Origin of the sequence: Ottowia caeni, from assembly GCF_050821495.1 — a bacterium.
GTDB classification, from domain to species: domain Bacteria; phylum Pseudomonadota; class Gammaproteobacteria; order Burkholderiales; family Burkholderiaceae_C; genus Ottowia; species Ottowia caeni.
Genome location: NZ_CP151080.1, coordinates 1,924,242 through 1,946,664, shown reverse-complemented (window position 1 = coordinate 1,946,664; position 22,423 = coordinate 1,924,242). Strand labels below are relative to the sequence as shown.

General features: G+C 59.7%; 16 protein-coding genes and 3 pseudogenes. 1 reads left to right on the top strand and 18 read right to left on the bottom strand.

Annotated features, from left to right (window positions below):
- Positions 1-37 precede the first annotated feature (37 nt).
- The 17 genes and pseudogenes from AAAK34_RS09430 to AAAK34_RS09350 all read right to left on the bottom strand — a co-directional run bounded on the left by AAAK34_RS09430 (position 38) and on the right by AAAK34_RS09350 (position 18,962).
- Positions 38-1,225: an ATP phosphoribosyltransferase regulatory subunit gene (locus tag AAAK34_RS09430; protein WP_231694981.1), complete on the bottom strand. Its 1,188-nt coding sequence runs from the start codon at positions 1,223-1,225 to the stop codon at positions 38-40.
- Positions 1,226-1,374: 149 nt separating this feature from the next.
- Complete coding sequence (gene hflC / locus AAAK34_RS09425) at positions 1,375-2,262, bottom strand: protease modulator HflC (protein ID WP_231694982.1); 888 nt, start codon at positions 2,260-2,262, stop codon at positions 1,375-1,377.
- A 9-nt stretch (positions 2,263-2,271) separates the two neighbouring features.
- On the bottom strand, positions 2,272-3,666 hold the full coding sequence (gene hflK, locus AAAK34_RS09420) for an FtsH protease activity modulator HflK (RefSeq protein WP_231694983.1): 1,395 nt from the start codon (positions 3,664-3,666) through the stop codon (positions 2,272-2,274).
- Positions 3,663-4,895, bottom strand: a complete 1,233-nt coding sequence (hflX, locus tag AAAK34_RS09415) for a GTPase HflX (RefSeq protein ID WP_231694984.1) — start codon at positions 4,893-4,895, stop codon at positions 3,663-3,665. Before hflX ends, hflK begins: the two co-directional genes overlap by 4 nt.
- A gap of 150 nt (positions 4,896-5,045) precedes the next feature.
- Positions 5,046-5,297 carry an RNA chaperone Hfq gene (gene hfq / locus AAAK34_RS09410; protein WP_231694985.1) on the bottom strand — a complete coding sequence of 84 codons (252 nt, stop codon included), beginning with the start codon at positions 5,295-5,297 and terminating at the stop codon, positions 5,046-5,048.
- Between the two features lie 456 nt (positions 5,298-5,753).
- Positions 5,754-7,088: a ribosome biogenesis GTPase Der gene (gene der / locus AAAK34_RS09405; RefSeq protein WP_231694986.1), complete on the bottom strand. Its 1,335-nt coding sequence runs from the start codon at positions 7,086-7,088 to the stop codon at positions 5,754-5,756.
- A 61-nt stretch (positions 7,089-7,149) separates the two neighbouring features.
- A complete protein-coding gene (gene bamB / locus AAAK34_RS09400) occupies positions 7,150-8,295 on the bottom strand; it encodes an outer membrane protein assembly factor BamB (protein ID WP_231694987.1) in 1,146 nt (381 codons plus the stop codon).
- The gene (locus AAAK34_RS09395; RefSeq protein ID WP_231694988.1) at positions 8,292-8,960 is read right to left on the bottom strand and encodes a tetratricopeptide repeat protein; all 669 of its coding nucleotides are present in this window, start codon (positions 8,958-8,960) and stop codon (positions 8,292-8,294) included. The genes bamB and AAAK34_RS09395 overlap by 4 nt, the downstream gene beginning before the upstream one ends.
- A 16-nt stretch (positions 8,961-8,976) precedes the next feature.
- Positions 8,977-10,296, bottom strand: coding sequence for a histidine--tRNA ligase (gene hisS, locus AAAK34_RS09390; RefSeq protein ID WP_231694989.1), 1,320 nt, complete (start codon positions 10,294-10,296; stop codon positions 8,977-8,979).
- A gap of 164 nt (positions 10,297-10,460) precedes the next feature.
- Entirely contained in the window at positions 10,461-11,735 is a 1,275-nt protein-coding gene (gene ispG / locus AAAK34_RS09385) for a flavodoxin-dependent (E)-4-hydroxy-3-methylbut-2-enyl-diphosphate synthase (protein ID WP_231694990.1), read from the bottom strand.
- A gap of 32 nt (positions 11,736-11,767) precedes the next feature.
- Complete coding sequence (locus AAAK34_RS09380) at positions 11,768-12,673, bottom strand: RodZ domain-containing protein (protein WP_231694991.1); 906 nt, start codon at positions 12,671-12,673, stop codon at positions 11,768-11,770.
- Positions 12,666-13,505 (bottom strand): type IV pilus biogenesis/stability protein PilW, encoded by an 840-nt coding sequence (gene pilW / locus AAAK34_RS09375; RefSeq protein ID WP_431777961.1) that lies wholly within the window; start codon positions 13,503-13,505, stop codon positions 12,666-12,668. The genes AAAK34_RS09380 and pilW overlap by 8 nt, the downstream gene beginning before the upstream one ends.
- An 8-nt stretch (positions 13,506-13,513) precedes the next feature.
- Positions 13,514-14,701 carry a 23S rRNA (adenine(2503)-C(2))-methyltransferase RlmN gene (gene rlmN, locus AAAK34_RS09370; RefSeq protein ID WP_231694993.1) on the bottom strand — a complete coding sequence of 396 codons (1,188 nt, stop codon included), beginning with the start codon at positions 14,699-14,701 and terminating at the stop codon, positions 13,514-13,516.
- A 253-nt stretch (positions 14,702-14,954) separates the two neighbouring features.
- Positions 14,955-15,313: pseudogene (gene ndk, locus AAAK34_RS09365) on the bottom strand (nucleoside-diphosphate kinase).
- A gap of 241 nt (positions 15,314-15,554) precedes the next feature.
- Positions 15,555-17,042, bottom strand: coding sequence for a pseudouridine synthase (locus AAAK34_RS09360; protein WP_431777960.1), 1,488 nt, complete (start codon positions 17,040-17,042; stop codon positions 15,555-15,557).
- The gene (scpB, locus tag AAAK34_RS09355) at positions 17,039-17,761 is read right to left on the bottom strand and encodes an SMC-Scp complex subunit ScpB (RefSeq protein WP_231694996.1); all 723 of its coding nucleotides are present in this window, start codon (positions 17,759-17,761) and stop codon (positions 17,039-17,041) included. Before scpB ends, AAAK34_RS09360 begins: the two co-directional genes overlap by 4 nt.
- Before the next feature lie 176 nt (positions 17,762-17,937).
- Positions 17,938-18,962 (bottom strand): annotated as a pseudogene (locus AAAK34_RS09350) (RluA family pseudouridine synthase).
- 32 nt (positions 18,963-18,994) lie between these two features.
- Here AAAK34_RS09350 and AAAK34_RS09345 point away from each other — a divergent pair.
- Positions 18,995-19,798, top strand: a complete 804-nt coding sequence (locus AAAK34_RS09345; protein WP_231694997.1) for an outer membrane protein assembly factor BamD — start codon at positions 18,995-18,997, stop codon at positions 19,796-19,798.
- Positions 19,799-19,833: 35 nt separating this feature from the next.
- Here AAAK34_RS09345 and AAAK34_RS09340 read toward each other — a convergent pair.
- Positions 19,834-21,890, bottom strand: a pseudogene (locus AAAK34_RS09340) (ATP-dependent DNA helicase).
- Positions 21,891-22,423 lie beyond the last annotated feature (533 nt).

The following is a 22,423-nucleotide window of genomic DNA, read 5'->3' as shown; positions in this document are numbered from 1 at the left end:
GCGGCGAGGCAAAGACATCGGCCAGCGGCGTCGTCTTTCATGCCCGCGGCGCTACCGCAGCTTGATCTGCTGTTCTCACCACCCACTGCCCGCCCACCTGAAGCAACTCGCGGTCGCAGCGGAATTCGTCGATTTCGCTCTCGTCGCCAGGCAGGGCGCAGACCACGGTTTCACCCTGACCCCGCAATGCTGACACTGCCGAGCGCAGACCTGGTGCGTCGCTCCAGGGAGCGCGAATAGCGGTTTTCAGAGGCAGCGGCGAGGCTGCTCGCACCAGGCATTTCAAGTCCATGCTGAAGCCGACGGCAGGACGGTCACGGTCCAGCTTGTGCCCGAAGACCGCGCCAACGCCGTCGTAGCGGCCACCGCGCACCAGTGCTTCCCCAACCCCTTGGGCGTAAACCGCGAAACGAGCGCCGCTGTAGTAGGAATATCCGCGCAGGTCTGCCAGATCGAAAGTGGTCTTGACCCCCTCAAGCCGCGCTGCCAGCCATTTCAGATCGGTCAGAGCTTCTTGCACCAAGGGGGTTGATTCGAGGCTTCTCTCCGCCTCCAAGAGCACTTTTTCGTCGCCGTACAACTGGACCAGCGCCAGCAGACCATTGCGGACCGAAGCAGGAAATTCGCGTGTCAGGCGCCCGAGTTCACTTGCATCCTTGTTGGCCAGCGCTGCGTGAACCTCTTCCAGGAGCGCAACCTCCGCAGTGACACCGGACAACAGACTGCGCACTATGCGTGCATCGGCCAGATCGACGCTGGGGCTTTCTATGCGCGCCGCTTGCAGGCAATCAAGAGCGAGAGAGATGATCTCGAGATCAGCCTCCCGGCCCGCATGCCCGTAAAGCTCTGCCCCGAGTTGCAGGGGCTCACGAGTACCATGAGGTCGCTCAGGGCGAACATGCATGACGGGGCCGCAATAGGCTAGGCGGGTAATACCCTTGCGGCCCAGCAGATGAGCATCAATTCGTGCGACCTGGGGCGTGGTGTCGGCACGCAAACCCAGCGAACGGCCTGAGAGCTGATCGACCAGTTTGAAGGTTTGGAGACCAAGCGCTTCACCTGTGCCGGTTAGCAGGGACTCCAGATGTTCGACCAATGGCGGAATAACCAGCTCGTAGCCGTAGCCACGCGCGGTATCCAGCAACAAGCGGCGCAATTCTTCGATGTGCCGTGCCTCGGAGGGCAAAACATCGGCTATGTGATCCGGCAGGAGCCAGGCTGACATGGCTTTTGGGGGGCTGTTAAAAACGTGATTCTAAAGGTTCCCCCGGAACCAGTCGGATCGGGGGGCATTGCATGAGTGGCTCCACACGTTCAGGCACCCCGGAACAGCCTCTGCGCGGCCGCCCGAAGCGGCCCTCAGGAGCCCGAGCCTCAGCGCTTCAAGGGAGAGCCACGCATGGCATCGAAGAATTCGGAAGAGGATGGATCAATCACCAATACATCACCCTTCTTGCCGATGCTTGCCTTATAGGCGTCCAGACTACGGTAGAACTCAGCGAACTGAGGATCCTTGCCGAATGACTCACCGTAGATACGGTTGGCCGCGGCGTCGCCTTCACCGCGAACCTTCTGGGCATCGCGGTAGGCATTGGCCACTGTCACCTCGCGCTGACGGTCTGCAGCGGCGCGAATGGCTTCGCCTTCCGCAGCGCCTGTCGAACGAAGCTCGTTGGCAACCCGCTGGCGCTCTGCCTGCATGCGGCGATACACAGATTCTGTAATGGCCTCAACATAATCCGCGCGGGTGATACGCACGTCAATAATGTCTACGCCCCAAGGCCTCTCACCCTTGACCGATTCAAGCACCTCACGCTTGACGTCTTCCATCAGCGTTTCGCGACGGGTAGAAATGAGCTCGCGCACTGTTCGGCGGTTGATCTCTTCCTGGAACGCGTTGCGCACCACCCGGTTGAGTTGCATGGCGCCGGCATTCTCGTCGAGGCCCACGTTCCGGATGTAGGCACCCGGATCAGTAATGCGCCAACGGACATACCAGTCGATCACGACCCGTTGCTTCTCGGCCGTGAGCATGGGTTCGGTGTCGACGCTATCGAGCGTGAGAAGACGCTTATCAATGTATGAAACGTTCTGAAATGGCGGGGGCAGCTTGAAGTTAAGCCCCGGCTCGGTAATGACTTCCTTGATCTCGCCAAGTGCATAAACCACACCAAACTGTCGTTGGTCAACCACGAAGAGGGTGGAGCTGAGCAAACCCAGCAACACTATGACTGCGGTTCCGATGAATCCGATTTTGTTCATCTGTTGCCCTTATCTGGATTCGCGATCGCGGCTGCGTGCAGCATCGCGGGAGCGTGCGTCTGTGGCAGGCGGCACCGCAGCGGGCGCGGCCGGGGAAGAGTTGACTGGAGACGTGGTCGCGTCGGTGCCGGCAGGGCCGCCCGCCGACTGCATGATTTTGTCTAGAGGCAAGTACATCAGATTTCCGCCACTTCGGCTGTCGATCAGGACCTTGTTGACCCCGCTATAGATCTGCTGCATGGTGTCCAGGTAGAGACGATCACGCGTGACCTGTGGCGCCTTCTGGTATTCAGCCAGCACAGAAGTGAAGCGCTGCGAATCACCTTCTGCTTGCGCCACGATACGAGATTTGTAGCCCTCTGCTTCTTGCGTGAGTCGAGCTGCCGTACCAATGGCACGCGGCACCACATCGTTGGCGTAGGCCTGTGCTTCATTCTTGACGCGCTCTCGTTCCTGGCCAGCTTTAAGCACGTCGTCGAATGCAGCCTGCACTTGCTCAGGCGGACGCACACCACCCTGCTGCATGTTCACGGCGACCACTTCGATGCCAACCTTGTACCGATCCAGAATGATCTGCATGAGGTCTCGCACTCGTGGCGCAATTTGATCGCGCTCTTCGGCCAAAGCCGAATCAAGCTTGATCTTGCCGACCACCTCACGCACAGCAGACTCGGCGGCCTGCACCACAGCTTCGTCCGGACTCCGGCTCTCGAACAGATAGGCGCGGGCGTCGTTCAGGCGATACTGCACAGCAAACTTTATCTCGACGATGTTTTCGTCTTCCGTCAGCATGGCCGATTCGCGCAAACCGGTCGTTTTGATGACGCTGTCTCGACCCACGTCGACCGAGCGAATCTGCGTGACGCGCACTGTTTCATGGCGCTGAACCGGATACGGCATACGCCAGTTGAAGCCTGCGCCCACTGTGGCCTTGTATTTGCCGAACTGGGTGATCACTGCTTGCTGGCCTTCCTGCACAATGAAGAAGCCCGTACCCAACCAGATTAGGGCCGCGATACCGGCGATCACGCCGATGCCAAGGCCTGCACTCTTCATATCGGGTTGGTAGTTATTTCCACCTCCCCGGCCACCATTACCGCCGCCTTTGCCGCCAAAAAGGCCACTCAGCTTGCGATTGAAATCACGCCAGAGTTCGTCGAGATCAGGCGGGCCTTGATTAGGCCCCCTGCCTCCGCCTCCGCCGCCACCCCCACCAACGCCACGCAGCGGTTGCTGCGGGCGATTCGGGGCCGACGATCCGGTGTCGTCTGCCGGCGGGCGCGATTCGTCTTGGCCGGAGGGCGGCTCATCACCACGTCCCCAACGCTGGTCGTTGAGATTGAACATGCCCTGCATACGACCAAGCCAGGAAGCAGGGCGCAGGGTACTGAAGCGATCATTCATTCGTCTGGGTCTCTACTGTGCAACCCGTGATTGTGCCCAATGGTGAGAGCACTTCCGGTCAGGTCGGTCAAGTTGGTGGATTTTTCCTCTTGGCTTTCGCCACGCGTCTCGCGCGAAGCCAAGGCCCGGCGTGCAAGCTCAGCACGCAAAAGCTGAAGTCCTTCGCCCGTTTTTGCACTGACGAACACACGCCCGACAGGTTGACCGTCGAGATCGATCAAGTCCTGCAGAGCGAGTGGGCGGCGCGCGCTATCAAGTGAGTCAAGCTTGTTGAATACCAGCAATTGCGGTACGCCATCAGCCCCGATCTCCCTCAACACCCGCTGCACCTCAGCCATTTGTTCGTGGTAGCCCGGATTGGAGGCATCTACCACATGCAGCAATAAATCAGCATCAACGGCTTCTTGCAAGGTCGCCTGGAAGGCATCGACCAAGCCGTGCGGAAGGTCGCGAATGAAACCCACGGTGTCTGAAAGAGAAACCGAATAGCCGGCATCTCCCAGGTAAAGCTGCCGAGTTGTGGTGTCGAGCGTGGCAAATAACTGATCGGCCGCGTAAGCACGGGCCTTGACCAGTGAATTGAACAGGGTTGATTTTCCAGCGTTCGTATAGCCGACCAGGGAGATATTGAAGGCTCCCTGGCGCTCTCGCTGCCGACGCTGGGTCTGACGCTGCCGCTTGACTTTCACCAAACGATCCTTGGTCCGCTTGATCGACTCGCCGATCATTCGCCGGTCGAGTTCGATTTGAGTTTCGCCCGGCCCCCCTCGGGTACCGATACCGCCTCGCTGACGCTCCAAGTGACTCCAACGGCGCACCAGGCGGGTGCTCAGATACTGCAGGCGAGCCAACTCGACCTGAAGCTTACCCTCGTGACTACGCGCACGTTGCGCGAAGATTTCGAGGATCAGCAACGTGCGGTCATTGACCGGCAGGCCAATAACACGTTCGAGGTTGCGCTGCTGCACGGGACTGAGCGACTGATCGAAGAGAACTTCGCTGGCACCCTGTTCGGTGGCAAGCGCACGGATTTCCTCAGCCTTGCCGCTACCCACAAACAAGGCTGCATCAGGCGCCTTGCGCTTGCAGGTCAGGCGCCCCACGGGATGCAGGCCCGCAGTTTCGGCAAGAAGGCCAAGCTCTTCCAGTTCTGCGTCAAAATGTGGTGCACCGAGGTCCACACCCACCAGCACGGCAGAGGCACCATTGGATTGATCAGCGTTTGCCAAAATTTTTGAGGTGCGAGGAAAGAGTATGCAAATGAATTCTGGTGTCGCTAACGCTGCCGCCTGAAGCTCCTTCCGGAAAGACTATGCAAGCTACTACGCAAGTTAGAAAGCGGTCGAATGCATTCAGCGGAAGCGATAGCGGGAAACCGGTCAAGTTTGAGCGGGTTCCTGAGTCTCGGTGGCAACCGAGAAATTGACAGCACGACCCGGGACGATGGTAGAAATGGCGTGCTTGTAGACCATCTGGGTGACGGTGTTGCGCAGCAGCACCACGTATTGATCAAACGACTCTATTTGCCCCTGCAACTTTATGCCATTGACCAAATAAATGGACACTGGCACGTGTTCGCGGCGCAGAGTGTTTAGGAACGGGTCTTGTAGAAGTTGCCCTTTGTTGCTCACGATATTCTCCGTGTTCAAGAATTTTGTTGAAATGAAAAGGAATGGAACTTACCACATGGGGGCGGTAAAACCCATCTCAAGAGAACCAATATGACGCGATTTACGCCAATTGGCGAATTCGGCCTACATATCTGCCCTAAAACAGGGCGAAAAAGAAAACTAACCGAACTCAAATCAGAGCGCAATTCTGCGCTATGGTTCCGCCAGATGGCAAAAAAAGACACTAGGGATGCCCTGCATAACTCCCTGCGGTCTGTGGCAGCACGGCCTCGGGCGATCCGCAGCGTTGCTTTTCTTCCCAATAGCTGGGCTATTGGCTGCAAAAAGACGCCTTGCGCCTCATCCCGATCCGCACTACCTCCGACTCGCGAGGGTTATGCAGGGCATCCCTAGGCGTGCTCAACGTCTCGACGCAAGGAGGCGCGAGGAGACTTTGAACACACTCTCAGGGAGATCTCAGGGAGACTCCGCATACGGGTTATGGGAGGACTTCATCTCCACCCGTAGCGGCGTACCCGTAAGGTCGAAGGCTTTGCGGAAACGCCCTTCAAGATAGCGTTTGTAGGCGTCGGTAACCCCTTCAAGGGAATTGCCATGAACCACGATGACAGGAGGATTCATGCCACCTTGGTGCGCATAACGCATCTTCGGACGGAACATTCCGCTGCGCTTGGGCGACTGGAACTGCACGGCTTCCAGAAGCAGGCGTGTCAGTTGCGGTGTCGGCATCTTGCGGTTCGCAGCCTTGTAAGCTTTCGCTATAGATCCCCACAGGGGACCCAAGCCTTGGCGCTTCTGAGCCGAGATGAAATGCACTTCTGCAAACTTCATGAATGGCAGGCGCGTCTCGATAGAGCGCTGCACCAATTCACGTTGATAGGAATCGATGGCGTCCCACTTGTTGACAGCCAGCACAACGGCACGGCCTGCCTCGAGTACAAAGCCGGCAATATGAGCATCCTGGTCTGTCACGCCTTGCGTGGCATCCAGCAGAAGCAGCACCACGTTGGCCGACTCGATGGCCTGTAGCGTCTTGACGACGGAGAACTTCTCGATCGCTTCAAACACCTTGCCCTTGCGGCGCAGACCTGCTGTGTCGATTAACTCAAACCGCTGCCCTGCCCGCTCAAACGGCACTGAGATGGCGTCGCGCGTCGTACCAGGCATGTCGAACGCAACCAGCCGCTCCTCGCCCAACCATGTATTGATGAGGGTGGACTTACCCACATTGGGCCGACCGGCAACAGCCAGACGGATAGGCGCATCTTCCGTGGCTTCGGGCTCATCGAGCTCAGGCAGATTGAGTGCGTCCAGCGCCAACTCAATCAGACTGCGCACCCCTTCACCGTGTGCTGCCGATACGGGCAGCACCTCACCGAGTCCGAGTTCATAGAACTCAGCCAGCCTGATGCCTTCCCGCATGCCCTCTGCCTTGTTGGCCACGAGCATGCAGGGTTTGCCCAGGCGACGCAGGTAGTTCGCGATGTCATGATCCTGCGCGGAGAGGCCTCCACGGGCATCAACCACGAAAATAACCACGTCGGACTCGGCCACTGCCTGGCGGGTCTGCTTGGCCATCTCCTTGAAAATGCCGCTCTCGGCATCGGGTTCGAAACCGCCGGTATCGATCACGATGTACTCGCGCTTGCCAAGGCGCCCCTGACCATAGTGCCTGTCTCGGGTGAGTCCGGCAAAATCCGCCACGATGGCATCGCGGCTCTTGGTCATGCGGTTGAACAACGTGGATTTTCCGACGTTGGGACGACCGACAATGGCAATAACGGGTTTCATACTGATGACCTCCCGCGCAGCTGGCTTAGCCGCGTCGGGCATTGGTTTCCTGCTCTGTAATTCATTCCGGCACAAAGCCGAAGACACCGCCTGCGCGCGTCACTACGACGAGCGTGTCGGCAGCTGCAACCGGGGCCGCCGCAATGCCTGATGAGTCGGTGGTCAATCGGTTTAGTGACCCCCCGTCTTCGCGCGAGAGCATGTGCACCAGGCCGGTGCTGTCGCCGAAAATGACTGATCGACCAAGCACGAGAGGGCTGGTCAGCACACGCCATTGCAGGCTGTCGTTGAGCCAGGCGCGCTCACCTGTCGCGGAGCGCCAAGCCAGAACCTTGCCGTCTGACTCTGCGCCAAACACCAGATCAGCGTCTCCGGCCAGTCCGGTGGCGCCATTGGCCGGCTTGCTCCAGCGCAGTGTGCCGTTGGCGGCGTTAATGCAGCCCACCGCGGTCTGGAACGCGCGTGCGCAGACTTCGGTGCCTTGGCGCCTGACACCCCCGACCAGATCCACCAACCGCTCTACGTCGTTTGTGCCACGAGAAGCGCCCACAGGAGCCTCCCAGCGCACGCTGCCGGTGTCGGGATCGACTCCCACCAGCCGCCCAGAAAGGCCAGCCACCAATGTGTCACCCACTGCCAGCAGCACCCCTGCCTGCCGGAGCACAAGCGGTTCTGCCGGACGTGCCAGGTTCCACAACTGTGCGCCATTGCGGCCGTCAAAGGCTGTTACAGATCGGTCGGCGCCCAGTACGAATACGCGGCCGCCCGCCACCAGCGGGGCGGTGTAGCTTTGCGAGCCCAGCTTGTGGCGCCACAGTTCGCGCCCACCCTGAAGCGCGACCACTTGATTGGACCGGGTGACGACGGCGTTGATGCGGCCATCGCTGCCGACTCCGGCCGCCAACGGTTCGCCCACGGCTGCCCGGGACAACTCCCTGCCAGTGGCCGCGTCCAGCGTAATCACAGTTCCGTCGTCGCTGGCCAGCACGACCTGACTGCCCTGGGCGCTCACTTGCAGCGGAAAACCCACCGTAGGCACCTTCACGGCCCAAGCCTGCCGGACGCCAATCTGCGTGATGTTGGCAGGCAATGGCGCCGGTGTGGGCCGCGGCGTACCGACAGCACAGCCTGCCACTGCGGCAGCCATTAGCACAGAAGATACCAGTGCCAGTGCACGCGCGAGAGGAGAACGAGTTCCCTCGATCATGCTGCACCTCCCGTGCCCGACTCGGGATCGATGCCCAGGGAATTCAGTTTGATGCCGACAAGGCGGCGGTAGTCGCCACCTGTCTTGGCCATACCCTGATAGGCCTTGCCAAACTCGGCGGCTGCCTCAGCGCGCTTGCCTTGCATAAGGAAGACATCACCGCGGCGATCGGCTGCCAGTGGCACGAACTCTGCCGGGAAACTGCCCGCAAGCTGCTTGAGGGCCTCGTCGTAGGCTTTTTCGCCTGCCAGGAGAGATGCCAAACGCAATCGAGCCACGGCCTTGAGGCCGTCATCGGTGCTTTTTTCAGCGACCCAGGCAAGGGCTGCCTTGGCTTCGGTTACTTTGCCTTTTTCAGCGAGCGCCTTGGCGGCCTCCAGACCAGACTGCGCGGCTTGGGTTGTGCTTCCAAATTTTTCCTTCATGTCGGCCAGTGCACGCTCGATTCGAGCCGGGTCGCCTGAACTGACGGAACGTTGCAATTCATCGTGCATCAATGCCGCTTGCGAAGCTTGCGAACGCTGCCAATACTGCCAGCCGTTATAGGCTGCGTAGGCGCCAAGAACCACAATCAGCACCCAGGTGATGATGTTGCCCCATTGTTTCCAGAAGTGCTTGATCGCATCGATCTGCTCTTGTTCTTCCAGGTCAAAATTTGTGGCCATATGTAGATAATCCGATTCAAGCGTTGGATTTTAGGGGTTGCCCCAGGGTACCAGCCCAAGCGCGCGCCTGGTCGAGGGATTGGCGTTGCTGCGCGCCGGTACCGTCGCGCAGTGCTTTGACGGTCACTTCACCGGCAGCCAGTTCGTCAGCGCCGAAAACCAGGGCATAGCGTGCGCCACTTGCGTCGGCCTTCTTGAACTGGCTTTTCATGCTACCCATACCCTCCCCTGTGCCAGCGTGCATTTGCACCGCGATGCCAGCAGCACGCAGAGCCTGGAGGCATTGCATGGCGACAGGCAGCGCTGCCGCATCCGGGATGATCGCATAGGCATCGGGTGCAAGTGCCGGAGATGATACGCCCTCTTCTTTGAGGAGTTCGAGCACGCGCTCGACCCCGAGCGCCCACCCTACGGCAGGAGCCGGCTTGCCGCCGATTTCTTGGATCAGATAGTCGTAGCGTCCGCCGCCACAGATAGTACCTTGTGCACCCAGTTTTTCCGTGATGAACTCAAACACTGTGAGGTTGTAGTAGTCCAGTCCGCGCACCAGACGAGGATTGAGGCTGTATTCAATGCCGTTGGCACGCAAAATAGCCTGCACCGCCTCAAAGTGCTTCTGCGAACCTTCACCCAGGTAATCGATCAGCCGGGGAGCGCCTTCGACCAAAGCTTGCATCGCCGGGTTCTTGGTGTCGAGAATACGCAGCGGATTGGAATGCAGGCGGCGGCGCGCATCCTCGTCAAGTTGCTCAGCGTGGGCTTCAAAATAGGCAATGAGCGCAGCCCTGTGCTCACGTCGCTCCTCGGGTTGCCCCAGGCAGTTGAGTTCGAGGCGCCAGTTCTTGATGCCGAGTTCGTGCCAAAGTTGCGCAGCCAGGAGGATCAATTCAGCATCAAGCTCTGGCCCGCCGAAACCCAAGGCCTCCGCTCCAATCTGGTGAAACTGCCGATAACGGCCGCGCTGAGGGCGTTCACGACGGAACATGGGCCCCATGTAGTAGAGCCGCTTGCCACCTTCATACAAGAGGTTGTGCTCGCTGACCGCGCGCACCACCCCAGCCGTGGATTCCGGCCGCAACGTGAGATGCTCAGCATCGCCGAATTTATCTGCACGATCCTGGAAAGAGTACATCTCTTTCTCGACAATGTCCGTGACCTCGCCCAGCCCACGCGTAAACAGTTGCGTGTGCTCCATGATCGGAGTCCGGATATTGCGGTAGGCGCTGCGTGCCATCACGCCCCGGACCACTTCTTCCAGCCACTCCCAACGCGCCGATTCCGGCGGAAGTATGTCGTTCATGCCTTTTACGGCGGTTATCTGTTTTTCTTTTGACATCGCAAATCAGTCTTCGTGACAACCAACTCCGTCCGAGTTGGCTGTTTTTTGAATTTATAGAGTTTAGATAGCCCCGGGAATCTAGAGAGCCCGAAGTGTCTGAAGTGTCTGACGCGGCTCAAGCATCCCGGAGTCTGTGACGGTCGACCGTCTGCAGGATTCACTCACACGGATCCGGCCACGGTACCGAAACGCTGCGCAATGTAGCGCTCGACAATGGAGTGAAATTCAGTGACTATGTTTTCACCCCGCAGTGTCATGGCCTTCTCGCCGTCAATAAACACCGGGGCGGCCGGGGCCTCGCCCGTGCCAGGCAAGCTGATGCCGATGTCGGCATGCTTACTTTCTCCTGGCCCGTTGACGATGCAGCCCATCACAGCCACCTTGAGCGTTTCCACGCCGGGGTATTGCGTGCGCCATACCGGCATCTGTGCTCTCAAATAATCGTCAATCTGCTTGGCCAACTCCTGGAATGTGGTGCTGGTGGTTCGCCCACAGCCAGGACAAGCGGTCACGCTGGGCACGAACACGCGCAGCCCGAGTGACTGAAGTATTTCAGATGCAATCACTACTTCCTGGGTGCGGGCTTCGCCAGGCTGGGGCGTGAGACTAACGCGGATGGTGTCACCGATGCCCTCCTGAAGCAATATAGCCAGTGCGGTGCTGGAGGCCACGGTTCCTTTCGTACCCATGCCAGCTTCGGTCAGGCCCAGATGCAGCGGATAGTCGCAGCGACGTGCGAGTTCCCGATACACCGCGATCAGATCCTGAACACCGCTAACCTTGCAGCTCAGGATGACCTGATCGGGACTCATACCCAGCTCGACAGCAGCGCGCGCCGACTCGATGGCTGACGTAATCAGCGCCTCGTACATGACCTGCCGCCCCTCCCAGGGCTTGGCACGCCTGTTGTTGGCATCCATCAGGCTCGCGAGCAACTCTTGATCTAGACTACCCCAGTTGACGCCGATGCGCACAGGCTTGTCCCATTTGAGTGCGACCTCAATCATCTGCCCGAACTGGCGATCTTTCTTGTCGCCCTTGCCAACGTTACCCGGGTTGATCCGGTACTTACTCAAGCTCCTGGCACATTCAGGAAAATCGGTGAGCAGGCGGTGTCCGTTGTAATGAAAATCCCCGATTAAGGGCACATCAACACCCATACGATCCAGTTGCTCGCGGATATAGGGCACTTGCGCGGCCGCTTCTGGCGTGTTGACAGTAATGCGAACCATCTCGCTGCCCGCCAGCGCCAGTTCTTTGCACTGAATGGCGGTTCCAATGGCGTCGACGGTGTCGGTGTTGGTCATCGACTGCACTCGTACCGGAGCATCGCCCCCTACGGTGACAACGCGGTCTCCCCATGCCACGCGCGCCTGACGCGTGCGACGTGGTGCAGGGGAAGCCAATTCGATCGGGAGGAATTCAGCGCTGTTCATCGAAGTACCTCAATGGTTACTTGCCCCATGGTTCACTTGACTTGAAAACGCGCCACATTGGATGCGCCCAAGGATCGAATGTCCATAGGCTCCCCTCGCACTTTCACAGTCACCGCGTCCTTGCGCCCAATAGTGACGGCCAGCGGCAACGCCCCCGTCATGTTCACTGTTTCTCCCGCTGCAACTGCGCGATTGAAGATGGATTTGCCGGCCGCGTCGCGCACGGTAATCCAGGTTTCCGCAGTCGCAACAATGACGAGAAGCTGATCATTTGCGACCGCTGGTGGCGATGTGGTTGAAGGCCCCGCAGCGGGAGCGGGAACGGGAACAGGTGCCGATTCGGCTGACGCGACGGCGACCGGCGGCTCTGCCGGAGCGACGGCTTCCACCGGCGGCCCAGGGGTGACGCTCTCACTCACGCTACCATCGGCATTGATGCTCTGCGTGGGCTCGCCAAGCTGAATTGGCAGAGTAGGCAGCAACCACAGCAAAGCAGCGCCAACCAACAGCAGCCCAACCACTACCAACAGCGGCTTGGAAAGGCCGGTTTTCAATATTGGCGTGGGGCGATCACTGGCCCGGCGAAATGTCTGGTTGAGGTCTGTATTTTGAGTGCGCAGACCATGCCCCGCAGAGGGCATGCGTGCCAGCACCGGCGCAGGGTCCGCGTCAAAAGCACGGCAGATGGCTGCAGCCAGACCACGCGCGAAGGTCACATCGGGCAACTGATCCAGGTGATCAGATTCAAGTGCCTCAAGCTTCTGCTGAGGCACCTTGAGCACACTGGCCAGCACAGCGGCATGCACTCCAGCCGACTCTCGCAGCTGACGCAACATGGCGCCGGCGGAAATCTCCGTTTGAGCCTCGGTTCTCTCTGCCATCTCGGCCACCTCGACTCTCTCGGGAGTCTGGCTGGATGTAATCTCGTTCTCAGTCATCGAAAGATCCACGTTCGTAAGACTGCAGCTCGCGCGATTGCGGGAATCGCCTCTGCAGTTGCGAGGCCAGTTGCTGCATGGCCTGGCTGTTGTTCATGCGTCGTTCCACCTTGATGCCTAGCCAAAGCGATTCCGCATTCGCCTGCGCACTGTTGTTCAGGCGCCGAATGTAGAACTGTGCACGTGGATAGTCAGCACGCAGATACAAGAGCTGCGAAAGGTTGTAACCCGTGATCGGATTTCCAGCATCCAGCTCATAGGAGCGCATCAGGGTGGCCTCGGCCGCAACGCGATCTCCGGAGCGCGCCTCGCAGATACCCTGGGTCAATAGCGTACGGGCGCGTTCAGGATAGCCGGGCACCGCCAAGGCCCTCTGGAAAGACTGCACCGCCTCACCATAGCGGCGTTGTTCGCATTGCAGCCATCCAAGGTTATGCAAGGCATTGGCGTCTCGAGGGTTGAGACTGATGGCACGCTGAAAATTCGCTTCCGCGACTTGCATGTCCTGGAGTGCCATATAAATCATGCCACTCAGGTTGTAGGCATCTCCAAACCCCGGGTCGATCTGGAGCACGCGCTTCACCTCGTCGAGAGCAACCGTGTACTGACCATTTTCAAAATAACCGGAGGCCAACGCCAACCGCGTCGTCGCGCGTCTGCGCTCGTCGGTATCGTCCGAAGGCGTCTGTATGGCACCGGAAAGAGAGGCATCCACGCTCCCAGTCTGCGTTGCGCAGCCCGCGAGTGAGCCCAAAGCACCCAGCATAGCCAGCGCATACAGTGCTTGCCCTGCAACAGGAGCGCCAGACGCAAACTTGAAAAAACGGGACATGAAGGCCATCAGGAGGTCTTTCCGTTAGCGTCGACGACTGCACTACCAACTTGGTGCAACATCACGGTGCGCTGGCGCGCAACGCGTTCATGAACCCGGGTACGATCCTTCACATCCCCCGCCAACTGGCCGCAGGCCGCATCGATGTCGTCGCCGCGTGTTTTGCGCACAGTAGTGACAATACCTGCGTCACTTAAAATTTTTGCAAAACTCTGTACGCGGGACGCGGGCGAACGAACAAGACCAGACTCCGGAAAAGGATTAAACGGAATCAGGTTGAATTTGCACCGCAGACCTTCACCGGCGTGCCGGCGCACCAGATCGATCAGTTTCTGCGCCTGCTCGGGTGCGTCATTCACCCCATCGAGCATGCAATACTCGAAGGTAATGAAATCTCGCGGAGCATGCTCCAGATAACGCGCGCAGGTAGTCAGCAATTCGTCGAGGGGATACTTGCGATTGAGCGGCACCAGATGGTCGCGCAATACATCATCAGGCGCATGCAGGGACACCGCCAAGGCCACTGGGCAATCGCGCGCAAGCCGATCAATCATGGGCACCACTCCAGAGGTGGATACCGTCACGCGGCGCCGCGAAAGGCCATAGCCGTGGTCGTCCAGCATGGTGCGCAATGCTGGCACCAGGGCGCTGTAGTTCTGCAGAGGCTCGCCCATCCCCATCATCACGACATTCGAAATGACGCGCTGATCGGTCTTCAGGTGCCGGCGCAGGAAATGCTCTGCGAACCAGAGTTGCGCGACAATTTCTCCTGTGGTCAGGTTGCGGCTGAAGCCTTGGTGACCGGTGGAACAAAAGCGGCAATTCACCGCGCATCCGGCCTGGGAGGAAACGCAAAGCGTACCGCGATCGAGTACGGAGTCGTCTCCGTCGTCGGCGTACTCGGGTATGAACACCGCCTCTACAGCGTTACCGCCACCAACGTCGAACAGCCACTTGATAGTGCCGTCCTTGGATTCGTGCTGAGTGATTACTGGCAAGGCTGTCACGTGAGCCACGCCAGCCAGCTTTTCCCGCAAAGATTTGGCCAGATCGCTCATGGCCGAAAAATCCGAGGCTCCGCGCTGATGGATCCAGCGAAAGAGCTGCGTAGCACGAAAACGCTTTTCACCCAATGTCTCACAATAGGCTGCGAGACCATTCAGATCGAAGTCGAGAAGATTGACACTGGAGGTCATACCTGATTCTCCTTCCATCTTGACGCGCCATTTACCGCCACCAGCGCTCCGCTGATGCGCGCTGAGCATGGTAAAGCCACACGAACGTGACGCACCATGGTAGCGTTGCCTGTACTTAGCCCTGAGCCGCGGCCCAGGACCCCGCCTGACTTGAAAATCGACGACTGCAAATGGGGCGCAGCGGTCCAAGCCTGACAGGCTTCCGGGCCATTCAAGAACGCAAAGGGGCTCAGCGGCAAGTTCAACTGACTAATTAACGATTGAAAATCTCAGCGCCCGGGAAGAAGAACGCTACTTCGTTGGCTGCGGTCTCGGGGGCGTCGGAGCCGTGCACGGCGTTGGCATCGATGGAATCTGCGAAGTCAGCGCGGATGGTGCCAGGAGCAGCTTTTTGGGATCGGTAGCACCCATCAGGTCGCGGTTCTTGGCAATAGCGCCTTCACCTTCAAGCACCTGGATCATCACAGGGCCGGAAATCATGAAATCCACGAGATCCTTGAAGAAGGGACGCTCTTTGTGAACGCCATAGAAAGCTTCGGCTTCGCGGCGGGAGAGGTGCGCCATGCGGGCAGCAACGACTTTCAGGCCGGCAGCCTCAAAACGGGCATAGATCTGGCCGATGACGTTCTTGGCCACAGCGTCAGGTTTGATGATGGAGAGAGTGCGTTCGATAGCCATGAAATGATTTCCTGTTAGGTTTTGAGATGTTTTTTGAGATATTTTTTGCCCGCCATCGGCAAAACCTTAGATTTTAACCGGGCGAGCCACCTCGCGGCATCGCAAGGATTCTTGCGGCTGACTGAAGCAACACGACAGCCGCGGTTTTTGTGGGCGCAGTGCAACTGGCGCAGTGCTACGGGCGCCGTGCACCGAGCGCCACGGGACCGCATGGAGACTTTGAACACGCTCTCAACGCCCCCGCCCACCTCCGCCTCCTCCACGCCGTCCGCCAGCGCCTGGACCGCCCCCATAGCCCGAACCCCGCGACCCGCCAGGACCCGAACTCCCCCGTAGCCTGAACCACGTCGCCCACCGCCCCCTGAGCCGCCAGGGCGGGGGCGCTTTGACGCTGACGCGTCAAGGCGTCGGCACCAATATAGCCCTGCGATGTCTTCATCGGATCAGGTTGATGGCTGCCACCCTGCGAGGCATCGTTGCCCCGGGGGGCATTTCGCCACCGATTCCCAGGCGGCCCCAGTCGCGGATCAGTGGGCTCGCCGAACCCTGCACTGGATCGATTGGGACGCGGACCGCTGGCACGTCCGCGATCGCCACGACCACTTCTGCGGACATCCTTCCCGCGAGCGGCAAACGGCTCCTCGGGTGGCGAGCCACGCAAAGTGGCACTGGAAACGCCAGCCGCCTCGCCGAGCGAGCGGATGTCGCGCTCATGCAATTCCATCCAGTGCCCGCGCCTTAGACCACGGGGCAAAAGCATGGCACCATAACGAATGCGGATCAGGCGGCTAACCGCGTGACCAACCGCCTCGAACATGCGGCGCACCTCGCGGTTGCGCCCCTCGGCGATAGTGACTCGGTACCATTGATTGACGCCCTCACTGGAACCCTCAGCCTGAATCGTCTTGAACTGGGCGGGCCCGTCGGTCAAAGTTACCCCATCGAGCAAGCGCTGCCGCTCCTCGTTGGTCAGCGCGCCGAGCACACGTACTGCGTATTCCCGCTCCAGGCCGAAGCGCGGATGCATCAAGCGGTTTGCCAACTCGCCAGAGTTCGTGAACAGCAAAAGCCCCTCGGTATTGAGGTCCAGGCGCCCCACCGACTGCCACTTGCCTTGCGGCAGGCGCGGCAACTTCCGAAAAACAGTAGGCCGGTTTTGCGGATCGTCATGCGTGACAACCTCGCCCACCGGTTTATGGTATGCCAGCACTCGGGCCGGCGGAGTACGCAGTGTCACTCGTACCGGCTTGCCGTTGATCTTGACTTGATCACCGTACTGGATGCGCTGCCCGATGTGGGCGGGCTGATTATTGACAGAGATCCGACCTTCAAGGATCAACTGCTCCATTTCCGTGCGCGAGCCCAAGCCGGCCTGGGCCAGAATTTTGTGCAGTTTGGGCTGTTCGGCCTGGGGAGTCAGCACGCGCTTGGGCGGCGCCAGGGGAGCGGACTCTGAGTCCTGGTCGAACTTGCCTGAGAGCAGATCCTCAAAAGCTACGGCCTGCTCAGCCTCCAACTGCTTGCCTGAATCGGCCGCTGATGCACTGGCCGCTTCACCGCCCGGGGATGTCCCGGGGCCATGCGCCACTTGCTGTTCAGGTGCAACCTCCGCAGGCTCTTTGGATGGCTCGTTGGGAAGGGTTGGCTGGTCTTCGGAATTCATAGCTTGTTCTCGTTGGATGATTGGGCAAGCGACTCAGGTTCGCCGGCCTGCTCCTGGGTAACTGGCGGCAGAGATGCTTCGCGAGCGAGTGGCAACTCAGGCGGTGTTGATGCAACCTCGGTGGTCGCGATTTCGAGTTGAATTTCTTCGGTTCCTGGCGTTTCCGGCCCCGGCTGCAGGGCATCGAACATGCTCTCGACCAGGTCGGGGGCTGATTCCAGCAAGGGAAGCTGATCCAGTGACTCCAAGCCAAGATCGTCCAGAAACTGCCGCGTGGTGGCGTAGAGCCCTGGTCGGCCCACGGTTTCGCGGTGGCCTATGAGCTCTACCCAGCCGCGATCTTCCAGCTGCTTAAGCAGCTGAGAATTGACGGTCACACCCCGAATATCCTCGATATCGCCGCGCGTCACAGGTTGACGGTAGGCAATGATGGCCAGGGTCTCCAGGGTGGCCCGAGTGTACTTGGGCGGCTTTTCCGGGTGTAGGCGGTCGAGATACTCGCGCATCTCTGGACGACTCTGAAAGCGCCAGCCACTGGCAACCTGTGTGAGTTCCACGCCACGCTGGGCCCAGTCCTCCTGCATTTCGAGCAGCATGGACTTGATGGAATCAGCACCGATCTGGTCAGCGAACAGCGTGCGCATTTCACGCACAGTGATCGGCTGGTGGGCACAGATCAGCGCGGTCTCCAGAATGCGCTTGGCCTCAACGGTGTTCATGGAGCTATTGAATTGAGGGCGATGCAACGCCCATGAAAGATTTGACTTGGCCGATGGCGGCGCCAAAGACTGGCATCGTGAACGCTTTCGACACCAAAAGGCTTACTCCGAACCAAGGCGTTCGGTGACACCATACCGCAATTTGCAGCTGCGGCAAACTAACCTGCAGCCTGCACTTAATGCTCAATTGTAAGCCCCCAGTCGTCGAATGCCCCTCTGAGATCGGGTGGCAAAGGTGAAACGAACTGCATCCGTTCCCCGGTGACAGGGTGGTTCAGCTCCAACCGCTGGGCATGGAGCGCTTGCCGGGTCATGCCTGCGGCCAGAGCCCCCCGTACAGGGTGTCCGCCACTAGTGGATGCCCGACACTCGCCATGTGCACGCGTATCTGGTGTGTGCGGCCCGTGATCAGGCGGCATCGCACCAGACAGCCTTGGTCCACATTTTGCAGAAGCTCAAATTCGGTCTGTGCCAATTTGCCAGCGTGTCGGGTCAGATCCACCACAGCCATGCGCAGGCGGTTACGCGGATCGCGGCCAATCGGGGCGTCGACCGTTCGATTCTCCGGACCCGTCCAGGGGCGATGCGCCAGCGCCAGATACTCGCGCTTCACATCTCGAGCAGCGATGCTGGCGACCAGTGCGTCCATGGCCGCTCGGCTGCGCGCAACGACCATGAGGCCGCTGGTGTCCTTGTCAAGCCGGTGCACGATGCCTGCGCGCGGCAACTGTGCCGCCCTGGCGTCTCTGGCGAGCAGACCATTGAGCAAGGTCCCGCTCCAGTTTCCCGCCGCAGGGTGAACCACCAGCCCCGCGGGCTTATTGATGACCAGGATGTGTTCGTCCTCGTGGACCACGTCCAGATCCATCTCTTGCGCCACGAACGCTTGTGTCTGGGGCGTGGGACGCAACTCAATTTCGAGTCGTTCGCCCGCCTTCACACGATGCGCAGGTTTTCGCACGGGCGCGCCGCTCAACTTGGCCGCGCCGTCTTCAATCAACTGACGCAAGTAGTTGCGTGAAAATCCTGACACCAGGGCTGCCAGAGTACGGTCCAGGCGCTCACCATGGAGTACGGCCGGAACCTCTAGCAACCGCTGCTCCGCCTCTGGCCCGGCGTCCGCGGCGTCGTCTTCGACTTCAGAGAGTTGAAGGGGCTCGCCAGAATGTTCACCCGCTTTCGGGAGGGTGCTCGATATAATTGGGTTTGTCTGAATCAAGAGGATCGCCTGTGATGCATCGTGCCCGATTATCAGCCGCCGCAAGCGGAACGCTTGCGCTGGTCATGCTGCTCGCGGCCTGCTCCTCCAAACCGATCGATAAAACGGCTGGCTGGAGCCCCAATCGTATCCATGCCGAGGCCAAGGATGAAATGAATTCCGGTGGCTACGATGTGGCCATCCCTCTGCTGGAAACCCTGGAAGGCCGCGCCGCCGGCACACCACTCGCCCAGCAGGCGCAGCTTGAAAAGGCTTACGCTCAATTCAAGAATAACGACCGAGCCGAGGCACTGGCCACGCTTGACCGTTTCATCCGCCTGCATCCGGCCAGCCCGGCCCTGGACTACGCCCTCTACATGAAGGGAGTGATCAACTTCAACGACGAGTTGGGCTTGTTCTCCTTCCTTTCCCAGCAGGATCTGTCCGAACGGGACCAGCGCGCAGCCAAGGAAGCCTTCGAGTCATTCAATGAGCTCGTCACGCGTTTTCCTGAGTCGCGCTATACGCCGGACGCCCGTTCGCGCATGATCTACACCGTGAACGCACTGGCTCAGTACGAAGTTCACGTTGCCCGCTATTACTACACCAGGGGCGCCTACGTGGCGGCAGTGAACCGAGCGCAACAGGCTATTGGCGACTATCGCGACGCTCCCGCACTCGAAGAGGCTCTTTACATCCTTGTTCAGTCCTACGACAAACTGGGAATGGAACAACTGCGCGACGACGCCAAGCGCGTGCTGGAAAAGAACTATCCCAACAGCGCCTACATAGCCCGGGGCTTCAAGCCCAAGGCTTCGGCATGGTGGCAGCTCTGGTAATACCAGCGCGGTAAAGGCGCCCTCCGGCCCCCGACTCAGCCATCTCTTTCCTCGGGGTGGCTTTCAAATTCAGCCATGCCATCTGAGGGCTGCACCAACTCCTGCAGCGCCGCCTGAAATTCCGCGTTGTCCGCCAACCGCCGCATAGGCGGTAGCGCTGCCAGCAGCCGTTTGCCGTATCCCATGGACGTCAGACGCGAGTCGCAGATGACCAGAAGTCCTGTGTCGCTCTCGCGCCGGATCAGCCGACCTGCCCCTTGCTTGAGGGACACCGCAGCCTCGGGAATGGAATACGCTGAAAATGCACTCCCCCCTCAGCTTCAATACGACGGCACCGAGCTTCAACCAGCGGATCTCCCGGCGGGGGAAAGGGGAGCTTATCTATCACCACCAATTGCAGCGTGTTACCCGGCAGGTCAACGCCCTCCCAGAATGACGCGGAAGCCACCAGCACAGCGCCACCCTGTCCCGGTGTGTTCCCCAGGCGGAAGCGCTCCATGAGCACTCGTTTGGGCAATTGCCCCTGAACCAGCACTTCAATGCCGCTCTCAGCAAATCGCTCGGCCAGCTTTTCCCCGATCACGCGCAGCGCACGCAAGGTCGTGGTCAAGACCATGGTGCGTCCGCCCAAGCGTTCAGCCGCATCACCTGCTATGAGCGCCACCTGCTCTCCATGAGCGGGGTCGTTGGGTTTGACCATCTGGCGCGGCACGTACAAGCCGGCTTGGCGCTCATAGTCGAAAGGACTTCCGACTCGAAGCACCTCAGAATCGCCCAACCCGCAAGGTTCGGTAAACCAGCTCAAACGCTCATCATCTCCCAGCGTTGCAGAGACGAAAATCCAGGCGCGTTCCCGCCCGGGTTCAGCCCCAGCGTCCTCGCCAGCAGGCGCTCCTAGTAGCCGCTCGCGGACCACGTCGGCGATGTCGAGCGGAGACTCCACCAGCCTGAACTGGTTGCCTAGATCAACCCAGCGGATGGCACCAGGTTCACATGGACCGGAAAACCGCAGCACCCGCTCGCCGAGGAGCAACGCCCGCTCGCGCAGGCGCACGAAATCCGGTGCCATTTCGCTCACCAGATCAAGCGCTTCAGCCGCGCTCGTCAGCGCTTCTCCCAAGCGTACCAGAGACCCCTGCCAATCGACGGGATCGAGCCCTTCGGGAACCCCGTCTACCCAACGCAGGCGCGAACTTGAGCGACTGGGCCCCAACAACATGCGCAAATCGCGCGCTGCCATCTCCACTCCATTTGACACCGCAGACCAGTCTGCCAGGCCTCGGGCCTGCTGCAGACCCGCAGCGAGTAAATCGCGAGCCAAATCGAGCAACTGCGCACTACCGAGATGTTGACCCAGGAACTGGATGCCGGTTTCATTGAGCTGATGGGCCTCATCGAAGACCACGACCCGCACGGTGGGCAGCAACTCCGCCATGCCGGATTCCCGAATGGCGAGGTCCGCAAAAAACAGATGATGGTTAATTACCACCACGTCGGCCGCCATGGCCTCGCGCCGAGCGAGGTTGACGTGGCAGGCACGCCACTTCGGACAGTCGGCGCCCAGGCAGTTCTCGCGCGTGGAAGTTACCAGCGGAATCACAGGCGATTGTTCGTGCAACCCTGGCAACTCAGCCAGATCACCCGTGCGCGTGGACCGCGCCCAACGCTCAATCTTGGACAAGGTATGCTGCGCGCCCCGCTCGTGACTTCCCAGTGCTTGAGAGGCGAACTCAAGGCGATGCAGACACAGATAGCTGCCTCGCCCCTTGAGCAGCGCCATGCGTACCGGCAAGCCGAGCGCCTTGGCTAACGCAGGCAGATCTCTACCGAAAAGCTGGTCCTGCAAGGTTTTGGTAGCGGTGGAGAGCAGCACGCGCTCCCCGGAAAGCAAGGCCGGCACAAGGTAAGCAAAGGTTTTCCCAACACCCGTGGCCGCTTCTGCCACCAGAACGCCCCCGCCGGCCACGACTCGAGCTACAGCCTGGGCCATGCGAGTCTGACCCTCTCGCGGACGAAACGTATCGGCGGCAGCTCGCGCCAACGGTCCTTGTTCGTCGAAAACCACGCTCACAGCGTCTTGCAAGGCGCGCACAGGGTCGAGCTCCGCAGACTCGGGCAGTAGTTCGTTTGTCGAAAACGCGAGTGAAGATTCTGGCTCGCTCATGCTGCTTCTTGGGAGTTTAGGAACACCCCCAGAGGTTGCGACCGCTTCTCCCGGCTCATGCGCAAGATCGGCTCATACAGAGCCCATCGGCAATTTTTCAGGCACATGTGCAACAACAGTTCAATGGGCGGTCGGTGTTCTGGGAAATGGATATTAGGAAGCACGTGAAATTTTCTACACAGCCAATTAGCAGCTTCGCTCAATAATACGGGCTAGGAGGCTGTCGGAGTTGGAATGCCCACATAGAAAGTGGACTCGGCCGGCAAAATAAGACTTGATCGCATTCATCGCATTCAATTGCTCATGCACGGCTGTGTGTCAAAAGGCTCTAAAGAGCGACTCACTATGGCCAACATGCCGAAGGCAATTTCCAATTCCGACAGCCTCCTGACTAAACTCGGCTATCGGTTCATCTCTTCATGGAGGCCCCATGGGCAACAAATTTCAGGCACCCGCTCTGC